Annotated in this window: 8 protein-coding genes and 2 pseudogenes; 7 read left to right on the top strand and 3 right to left on the bottom strand. The window is 59.5% G+C overall.

The features are described 5' to 3' along the window. A partial coding sequence (locus NKH02_RS33300; protein ID WP_502913892.1) for an autotransporter domain-containing protein occupies positions 1-1,969 on the top strand: 1,969 nt, incomplete at its 5' end. A 7-nt stretch (positions 1,970-1,976) separates the two neighbouring features. On the opposite strand, the gene NKH02_RS33305 is transcribed toward NKH02_RS33300, so the two are convergent. After that, positions 1,977-2,339, bottom strand: coding sequence for an AfsR/SARP family transcriptional regulator (locus NKH02_RS33305; protein WP_352884031.1), 363 nt, complete (start codon positions 2,337-2,339; stop codon positions 1,977-1,979). Positions 2,340-2,502: 163 nt separating this feature from the next. Between NKH02_RS33305 and NKH02_RS33310 the strand changes: the two genes are divergently transcribed. Continuing rightward, positions 2,503-2,811 carry a hypothetical protein gene (locus NKH02_RS33310; RefSeq protein ID WP_352884033.1) on the top strand — a complete coding sequence of 103 codons (309 nt, stop codon included), beginning with the start codon at positions 2,503-2,505 and terminating at the stop codon, positions 2,809-2,811. Between the two features lie 597 nt (positions 2,812-3,408). Here NKH02_RS33310 and NKH02_RS33315 read toward each other — a convergent pair. Next, complete coding sequence (locus tag NKH02_RS33315; protein WP_352873881.1) at positions 3,409-3,867, bottom strand: YybH family protein; 459 nt, start codon at positions 3,865-3,867, stop codon at positions 3,409-3,411. A 194-nt stretch (positions 3,868-4,061) separates the two neighbouring features. Between NKH02_RS33315 and NKH02_RS33320 the strand changes: the two genes are divergently transcribed. The 5 genes and pseudogenes from NKH02_RS33320 to NKH02_RS33340 all read left to right on the top strand — a co-directional run bounded on the left by NKH02_RS33320 (position 4,062) and on the right by NKH02_RS33340 (position 7,830). Further along, positions 4,062-4,325, top strand: coding sequence for a DNA ligase-like domain-containing protein (locus NKH02_RS33320; protein ID WP_352884035.1), 264 nt, complete (start codon positions 4,062-4,064; stop codon positions 4,323-4,325). 185 nt (positions 4,326-4,510) lie between these two features. Beyond that, positions 4,511-5,386: a transglutaminase family protein gene (locus tag NKH02_RS33325; protein ID WP_352884041.1), complete on the top strand. Its 876-nt coding sequence runs from the start codon at positions 4,511-4,513 to the stop codon at positions 5,384-5,386. A 77-nt stretch (positions 5,387-5,463) separates the two neighbouring features. Then, a pseudogene (locus NKH02_RS33330) lies at positions 5,464-5,598 on the top strand (transglutaminase family protein); the annotation flags it as partial. 170 nt (positions 5,599-5,768) lie between these two features. Beyond that, positions 5,769-6,215 carry a pyridoxamine 5'-phosphate oxidase family protein gene (locus tag NKH02_RS33335; RefSeq protein ID WP_352884037.1) on the top strand — a complete coding sequence of 149 codons (447 nt, stop codon included), beginning with the start codon at positions 5,769-5,771 and terminating at the stop codon, positions 6,213-6,215. Between the two features lie 457 nt (positions 6,216-6,672). Further along, positions 6,673-7,830 (top strand): IS110 family RNA-guided transposase, encoded by a 1,158-nt coding sequence (locus NKH02_RS33340; protein WP_352884039.1) that lies wholly within the window; start codon positions 6,673-6,675, stop codon positions 7,828-7,830. 593 nt (positions 7,831-8,423) lie between these two features. On the opposite strand, the pseudogene NKH02_RS33345 reads toward NKH02_RS33340, so the two are convergent. Continuing rightward, a pseudogene (locus NKH02_RS33345) lies at positions 8,424-9,428 on the bottom strand (IS91 family transposase); the annotation flags it as partial. Positions 9,429-9,532: the final 104 nt, after the last annotated feature.

The following is a 9,532-nucleotide window of genomic DNA, read 5'->3' on the forward strand; positions in this document are numbered from 1 at the left end:
CGGCAACGATATGTTCAACATGCACGGCGGCACCGTCGGCAGCTCGGTCAGCGGGGACGACGGCAATGACACGCTCAGCCTCTTCTCCGGCTCGATTGGCGGCAATCTTAACGGCAATGCAGGTGATGACGTCATGTCTGTTGCGGGCGGCACCATCGCCGGCAGTGTTGTCGGCGAGGCGGGCGACGATACGGTGACCGTCAGCGGCGGCGTCGCCGGCAACGTCACCGGCGGTGCCGGCTTCGACAATGTTTCGGTCACCGGCGGCACCATCACTGGCGGCATCGACGCAGAGCATGTTCACCTGTCGGGCGGCACGATCGGCGGCGACATCACCGGAATCGGCCCCAATACGCTGATCATCGATGACGTGGGCGCGGTCGATCCGCTCACTCTGCGCGATGGCGTCCTGTTCAGTGGAACGAGTGCTAATGGGACCGTCACCGACACCGACCTCGCGGCGGCCAGCAAGAGCCAGAATTTTGCCGGGTTCGATAATTTTTCCGCCAACAATTCCACGCTCCGCTTCAATGGCGGCACGCAAGGCATCAACCAGCTCAATCTCGGCAACGGGTCGACGCTGTTCATCAACGGCAACGTCAACATGCCGGGTTCAATCATCGCAACGAATTCGCTGATCGACATGCGCGATGGTTTCGCCAATGACGTCTTCACGCTCGGCGGCCTCACTCTGAATGGCGGTCGCATCGGTCTCGACATCAACCAGCAGACCGTGCAATCGGATCAACTGGTCGTCGCCGGCGTGCTCTCCGCCACCGGCGCCAACACCATCGTCGTCAATCTGCTGGGCACGCCGCAATTCGCCCAGGCGACCGATATCCCGATCATCGTCTCGACCAGCGTGCCGATTGCCGGGACCTTCAATGTCGAAGGCATTCCCGGCACGCCGGGCTCGCTTTTCACCTACGAGGTGGTAGCAGGCCCGACCGGCGGATTGTTCCTGCGCGCCACGCCGGCCAATTTCGGCATCGTGTCGGCGCCGACCAGCGCCACCAACGCCGGCACGGTCGATACCGCCATCGACGCGCTCTACGGCATCAACCGCGACGCCCTCGACGCCGATCTGCTTCTGTCGCCCGGTTCCGGCATGGTTCCGATATCGTCGACCTTCGGCGTCTTTGCTTCCGGCCAGTTCGCCCATACCGAACATGACGGCTACCACATAAGCGACGGTGGCCTGAGTGGCCCCGGCCCGAGCTTCGACGCCGACGATTTTTCGGCCGCGATCAGCGTGGACTTCAACGCCGCCAAGCATTTCCAGCTCGACAATGAATATGGGCTGAACATCGGGCTGTTTGCCGGCTATGCCTCGGCCGATGTCAATCTGGGCTCGTTCCAGGGATTCGACGCCATTGGTAACGGCACCAACAAAAGCGGCATGTTCGGCGGCTACGCGCTCTTCCGCAAGAACTACAGCTACGCGCTCGTCTCCGCCTCGGGCTTCATCGGCGGAACCGATGTGGCGAACGGCGTCCTCGACACCACCGGCAGTTACGACACTCAAGGTTATGCCGTCACTGGATCGGTCGGCCATATCTTCATGCTGGGCGACCGCGCCCGCTTCGACCTGCGCGGCGGCTTGCTCGGCGTTTCGTTCCGTGGCGACTCCTATACGGACAGCGGCGGCAACGAGTTCGGCAAGAGCCAGCTGTCCTTCGGTGCGGTCAAGTTCGAACCGGGCATCTATGCGGACTATCAGCTTGGCAACGGCATGATATTCAGCCCCTACGCGCGGACAGAGTTTCAGCAGCGCTTCAAATACAAGAATACGACAGCTGTCGATACTAGGGAGATCGACTTCGATGATGCTGATTTCTCGGCAGCGCTGTCGACCGGTTTCAATCTGAAAGTGTCGCAAACCGCGACATTGAGCAGCGAGGTCCGCGGCAAGTGGTCACCAGACAGTTCGACCGTCGGTGGCAAGCTGGGACTGAAGATTTCTTTCTAGACTTAGACTAGGGCCTGTTGAGATTCAGGATTGAACGAAGCCGCTGACGCGGCATTTGGTGCACCGATTTGCGGATGACGCTTCTGTTTTGAAGGATTGCTGCCAGGAAGCGCCCGGTGCCGGACGCCTGTATCGCCTTTCTGACGGCCGACACCGCCTGCCGCAGGTTCATCCGCGCCTGGGTGTCGCTGTTGCCGCCCCACAAAAGGGCGGCAAGTTTCTCGCGCGACTGCGAATGTCCGGATTGCAGGGCGAGATAAGCCACCATGGCCCGCGCCTTGCGGCTGAGAACCGGAACTATCGCTGCATCGCCGGCAAAGTCGAAACCACCGAGCAGACAAAGATGAGGGTGCGCCGTCGAATCCGCCACAGCCATAACTCCACCGGCAATCATTTCCCCTACCAGCCCTTATTTCAACCGCGATTTTGACGGCGTGGCGCTTTTCACGAATTCATCACGCTGGTTCCAACGCATTTCTCACGGGCGGTGGAAGAGATTGTCTGAACGAGGCAGCCGCGCTTAGGAGGACGCTATGCTACACCCGAACGAGTGGCCTTTCTGGCATGATGATCCCGGGCAGAACCGGCGGCTTGGCTGCGAGGTTGCGCCGCTGCGCCATGATATTGCGCTCGCGCGCTATCTTGAGAAGCAGCGGGGCGGCCGAGAATCAACGGTCCGCCGGATCGATCTTTCGACCACGACGATCCACGCTTGTGTGCTGATAGCCGATGCGGGGAGGAATTTTCTCGCGCTTGGTCTGCTCCCATCGGAGCGGCCGAAAGTTGGAAGGGTTGTCACTGTCGACAACCCAATCGCCCTCTGGAATGATCGGCTCGACTGAGCCCAGGCCACATTGAAGTGTGCTCTAGGTCCCGGCGATCTATTGCGGCGTCGATGGGAGGCATCGCGCAAAAGCGAGGCGTATGACTTGGTTCTCAATCCTCCAAGTTAACGGCTTGCAGTGCACTGTCCATTAGCATATTCCAATTTACTTGGTCGAGATTGCGAACCAACAAGTGGAGAAGGCTATGGGTAGATATCTGTGGTTATGGCTGGTGTTAGCATGCTCGGGAATACTTTTGGACACCGTCACCGCCGAGGCAAAAGCCTTCAAGAACTTCCAAGGCAAAGAATGCAGACCCGACTACAAACGGCTTTGCCCAATGACACCGATCGGCAAATGTGATCTCCAAAGTATGATCGATCAGCTGTCACCCGCATGCAAAACTTTCGTCGAGAAGCACAAATAAAAGTTGCAACGATATCTGCACGCTAACCGCATCCCACACCTCTGTGTGATGCGTGTCCGGGCGAGAGGGGGAGAGCGCCGTGGGCATCTTGGGTTGGCTGCTGGGTTCAAAACGCGAACCAAGATTTCCACGCCCCATAATTCGCGGATCTTCTCGCTCAGTTCGCTGGCGGGAGTGATTGGCGACCTCTACTTCTTAGCAAGGTTCGTATTCCAAATATCCCGATGCAGTCGCCATTCGCCGTCGGCGCCCTTCTTCCAAACCACAATGTATTTGCCGATTTCCTCACTGGTCTTGCCGTCGCTACCGGGAATCTTGATAGAGTAGGTGCCCTCCTCGTACGCGAGATTGCCGCTCTCCTCGACCTGCGCCGCTTTCAGGGTCAGATCGGTCAATCCTGCATCGATCCAGCTCTGCCACATCTTCTGAACGCTTTCGCGGCCGGCGACCCGCTCTTCGTTGGGAGGAAACGCTACCGCGTCTTCGGTGTAGTGTTGAGCCAAGCTTGCCGTATCCTTAGCGGCAAACTTCGCAACAAAGTCCGCATTGTTCGCCTCTATGCTTGATTGGGCTGTCTGGGCACCTGCAGATTCGCCACCGCCGATAACAAGTGCGACGAAACAAAAAGTGGCTAGAAAGTAGCGCATCGAAGTCCTCCCTTTTGAAAGCCGGCGAGCGAAGACCATGTGCAGATGACGACAACGAGGGCGAGTAATCGCCGGGTGTTGTCGGACATCGGCGCCCAATGAATGTCTTTTACAGACGGGGCGTCCAGGCCGCTTGCAGGGCTAATATGCGCTTGCGCTAATACAATGACAATCCCCCGGCTAGGCTAATATCCATGCCCCCGACTCACGCTGAGGCTCACATTGCGTTCGACGCGACATGCCGCTGGAAGATCGCCGCGAGCATCCAGTTTAGCCAAGCGCTTCCTGGCGAGGCTAAGGCGATCATCCACCTGATCGATCAAGCCGGGCTCGAAGGTATGGTTTCGAAGCGCAAGGACAGCAATTCGACGGCCTGGCTCAGGACCAAGGTTTACAGCATTGACGAATACGAGTGGCTTGGCGTCGAGCGTGGCCTGGGAAGCCGGCTTTCGCCCTGATGGCGGATCGTGTGACCGGGAGATATGTCGGCTCGGCCTTCATCAACTCGCGGGGCGCCATCCGAGACCGGCTGTGGAAGCGCGTCCAGGAACACGCCGGGCCGGCGGAGCGGAAACAGTTCGTTCCGGGCCGATTAGGCGCTAGATTGCTGCGGACGTTCCTGCGAAATCGTTGGCGGACGCCGATGCCGATTTTTTCAGTCAAGCACTCGACTGTCTATCGCTATAACCAACCGGTGAGGTTTGGCGAGCACCGGCTGATGTTCAGGCCGCGCGACAGTTTCGATCAACGACTTCTGGACCACGCCCTATCCGTGGACCCCGAGCCGATGGGAATTCGATGGATCCATGACGTTTTTGGAAACTGCGTTGCCGTGATCGAATTCACGGGTTCGGCCAATGAACTCCATTTCGCGACAGACATTCGGCTCGATCACACGCCGCAGCATGCGCCCGATTTCCGTATCGATGAGGCCGCGCTGAATTATCCATTCTCTTACGATCCCGATGAGGGGGCCGACCTCGCGCAAACCATGGAGCGCCATCATGCCGATGACGGCGACGAGATTGGCAAATGGGCACGGCAGTTCGTGAATGCCTCGGGACAAACCGAGACCGGCAAATTGCTAATGACGCTCTGCTACGCCATCCATGAGAGCTTCGTCTATTCCCGTCGGATCGAAACCGGGACGCAGCCGCCTCTCGTGACGTTGCATCTGCGCAAAGGCACATGCCGGGACTTCGCGCTTTTCATGATGGAGGCGGTGCGGTCGCTCGGCTTCGCAGCCCGGTTTGTGACCGGTTATGTCTATGTGCCGAGCCGCGACAGTGCTGATGTGCGCGGCGGAGGATCGACGCATGCCTGGTGCCAAGTCTATTTGCCTGGTGCCGGCTGGGTCGAGTTCGATCCTACCAATGGCATTGTCGGCAACCGGGATCTGATCAGGGTGGCCGTGGCCAGGCATCCCCAGCAGGCCATACCTCTTTCGGGAAGCTACTCCGGCAGCGCCTCAAGTTTTCTTAGCATGACTGTTGAGGTAAAGGTGGCGAAACAAAATTAGCTCTGTCTGATGTTCTCCGGAACTGTTTGGGCAATTTGGAGTTTGCCCGGTTCCTGAATCAAGGCATTGGAGCATCGATGCGGATCCGCGCGGGTTTCAACCTCACCTACGAATGTCCGCAGCAGACACCAATGCTGCTCGTCCTTGAGATCCATCCTTCACGCCGCGTCGATCTGTTGACAGAACAGGTCATAGGCTTTGATCGCCCTGCGGCATTGTCGAGTGGCGTCGGCCAGAAGCGCTTCAGCCGCGTGTTCTCGCCCCCCAGAGCCTTCAGTCGCCGAGCGGAAGCTACACTCGCAGATGCGCAGTTTGATCCACGTCATTGCGAGTGCAGCTGCCAAGGTGTGAAAAATAAGGCGTGAAAAATAGGAGATCGCCGATGCTGATCCGTATGCTGTCTTCACTGGAATGCACAAAATTGCTGGCGGCCAATCGTGTAGGTCACTTGGCATGCGCGAAGGAGGGGCAACCCTACGTCGTGTGCTTCAACTACGCCTACGCCGACAATCATCTCTATGCGTTTTCCTTGCTAGGCAAGAAGATCGAATGGATGAGAGCCAATCCCTTGGTGTCCGCCCAGGTCGAGGAACACGGCCAGGGACGCGGATGGAGAAGCGTCATTGTCGACGGCCGCTTTGAAGAACTGAGTGACCGGACCGGCCATGAGTTTCAACGCGGTCATGCATGGTCAGTGTTGAGCAAGCACGCAGACTGGTGGGAGCCTGGTGCCCTCAAACCTGTCATTCCTGCCATGTCAGACAGCACGCCGCACGTCTTCTTCCGTATTCTCGTGGAAGAGATGTCGGGCCGTGAAGCAAGTGAGTAGTAGTCGATGCTTGGTCGCCCGGTCGGCCATTGCAATCGTCGCGTCGACACCGGCGCGGCGGTCGCCACTCGCTAGATGTGAGCCATAAGGACGACGCGGTTCGAGTAGTCGAAGAAATCCCGGTATTCGTCGTCGAGGCCGCCGATTTCGAGCGAGGAGATAGGCGGCGCGTGTCCAGTCCACCACGAATGGCAGCACAGCTTCGTTGAGCTCGTTCGGCGCGCCTTCATATGAAGCAGGGCGTAGTTTGCATTGTTTACCCTCGCCACCGGATCATGCGTCCGGGATAGTCGTATCTGGCTTCGCCGATCACGTCGGGAATGCCGTATCCGCAATGTCTGCTTCTGGAACACGGAGATGCTGGTCGCTACGGCCGAGATTGTGAAGATCCTATGGGGATGGAAGGCGACCAGCGCTCTGCCAGAGTGAAGTCGCCAAACATCACCTGGAGGTCAGCATGCAAGCCAACACCACCAAAGCCCCGGCCGCTATCCGCGTCGATCTTGCCGCAATATTTGTCTCGTTAGAACTGTCTCGTTCAAAATGGCTCGTGACTTCGCTTTCGCCAGGTGGGGGCGAAAGAATGTCGAGACACCTCGTGTCGGGGGGCGACATTCCGGGTTTGCTCGATCACTTCGCAGAGCTGCAACGAAAGGCGGAAGTGCGGACAGGGCAGCGTTTCCGGGTCATATCAATCCAGGAAGCTGGTCTGGATGGATTCTGGATACATCGGGTCCTCGAACGCGAAGGCATCGAGAGTTATGTCGTGGACCCGGCATCCATTGCCACATCGCGTCGCCGCCGGCGGGCCAAGACCGACAGGATTGACGGGGAAGCACTGGTTCGAGCGTTGTTGGCCTACAACCGCGGCGAGCCTCGGGTTTGCGCGATGTTGCGAGTGCCAACGCCGGAGGAGGAAGACCGTCGCCGGTTGGTGCGGGAGCGGAAGGCGCTGACGAACGAGCGGATCAGGCACGTCAACAGGATAAAGGGCCTTTTGTTCAGCCAAGGTGTGTCCGGATACGAACCGTTGAAAGGCGATCGACGCAAATGCCTCGACGCGCTCATTACCGGAGATGGGCGTCCACTGCCGCCAGCGCTCATGGCGCAGATCAGCCGCGAGCTTGATCGCATCGAGTTGCTGATCCAGCAGATCAAGGAGGTTGAAGAGGCACGCGACGCCTTGCTCGTCGCGGCAGATGAGCCAACACCGGCCCTGCTGCTCAGCCTCAAGGGAATAGGTCCGGAGTTCGCGGCCGTCCTGTGGTCTGAGGGATTGTCGCGCAAGTTTGACAATCGACGACAGGTTGCCGCCTACGCTGGTTTGGTGCCAACGCCCTGGCAAAGTGGGCAGATTAATTGCGAGCAGGGAGTCTCGAAGTCCGGCAATCCTAGGCTCCGGTCGACGCTTGTCCAGGTTGCGTGGCTCTGGGTGCGCCATCAACCCAATTCCGCACTCAGCCAGTGGTTCAGCGCGCGAGTCATCCAGAATGGTGGCCGGTACAAGAAGACGGCGATCATCGCCCTCGCTCGGAAACTGTTTGTTGCGCTGTGGAAATACGTGAACGCCGGAGTCGTTATAGAAGGAGCTCTCCTGACGAAACCATCAGCGTAGACGCCAATCGATCATAACAATCTCCAGGACCGATCAGGCCTGGCAGATCCTCGGTAGACGAACCGACGAAACTCATGGCCTCAAACAGCCGCCGCTGAAGAATGGTTTCGTCTCTTGGGTCCGAATCCGCCGCAAGCGGGATCATGGAACAGGTGCATGCCCCCTGACCGAATATAAGGTGGACTGGGTTCGTTCGCGAACCGCGTCACGCAAACGGACTCATCGAATGGATCTACGGATTGCCGCGGAGGTACATGCAATGTCGACGTGATGCCGTTTGTAGTTCACCATCCCCATATAAGGGTTTCGGGTGCCGTCAGGCGTACGAAAGTCTCATGCAGGAACCCGCGGGCCGCAGACGATTGCCTATGGGGATTTGTGCCTCGGGGTGTGCCAGCGCCTGTCGCGAACTTCCGCATAGGATGCGGTGGGCATTTCGTGGAAGCCGCTTCCGGGCCAGGTCGCAGAGGCTGTAGCGTTGATTCCAGCGAGATTGGTATGCGTGACGACCGGCGCCACGGCAACGTGCACATAACATCCCGTTGACCGGCGCCGGCGTGGCGCGGTCCTACGAGCAACTTGGCCATGCCGGGTCATGGGGCCTTCTCCCGGTTCGGCGCTCTTGAGGCAGGCGGTGCACGAGGCTGGCACCACCGTTCGAACCTCTCGATGACGACCATGCGTCCGCCGCAGCAAGGGCAAGGCCGGCAGACGTCAGCCGGTTCTTCCGGAGTGTCGTCTTCGGGCGGCGGAGCGACGTTCAGCAGTTCGCGCGCGACTGCGAGGCTGGCCTTGCGGGCGGAGCTGGCGAGCAGCCCATAGTGACGGATGCCGTGGAACCCACGCGGCAGGACATGGAGCAGGAAGCGGCGGATGAACTCGTCGGCGGCAAGCGTCATGGCGCGCTGGCGCTCGGCACCGTCGCGGCGATAGTCCTTGTAGCGGAAGGTGACTCCAGCCTCGTCGAAGGCGATCAGGCGGCTGTTCGAGATGGCGACCCGGTGGGTGTAGCGCGACAGGTAGGCAAGCACGGCTTCCGGCCCGGCGAAGGGCGCCTTGGCATAGACCACCCAGCGCTTCTTCCGGACTGGCGACAGGTGCCGCAGGAATGCCCGGCGGTCGCCCAGGTGCGCCATCGATCCGAAGAAGCTGAGCCGTCCGGCCTCGTGCAGCGTAACCAGCCGGGTGAGGAAGAGCCGGCGGAACAGTTTGCCGAGCACGCGCACTGGAAGGAGAAAAGCCGGACGCGACGATATCCACCGGCTTCCGTCTGGCGCGATGCCGCCGCCTGGTACGATCATGTGGACATGCGGATGATGCGTCATTGCCGAGCCCCAGGTGTGGAGGACGGCGGTGATGCCGATCCTGGCGCCGAGGTGCCTGCTATCGGCCGCGATCGTCAGCATCGTCTCCGATGCCGCCTTGAACAGCAGATCATAGATCAGCGCCTTGTTATGGAACGCGATCTCGGCGACTTCGGCCGGCAGCGTGAAGACGATGTGGAAGTATCCGACCGGGAGCAGATCGGCTTCGCGCTCGGCGAGCCATGTACGCGCGGCCGCGCCCTGGCACTTGGAACAATGCCGGTTGCGGCAGGTAATGGGCGACGCCCATTACCTGTCTTATGGGCAGATCCAGTAATGGGGAGTTGGCGTGCCGGCAACGGCATTTTTCGGTGAATTGTTGCGCTTTTTGTCTCCAT

Source organism: Mesorhizobium sp. M1396 (assembly GCF_040317725.1).
GTDB lineage: Bacteria > Pseudomonadota > Alphaproteobacteria > Rhizobiales > Rhizobiaceae > Mesorhizobium.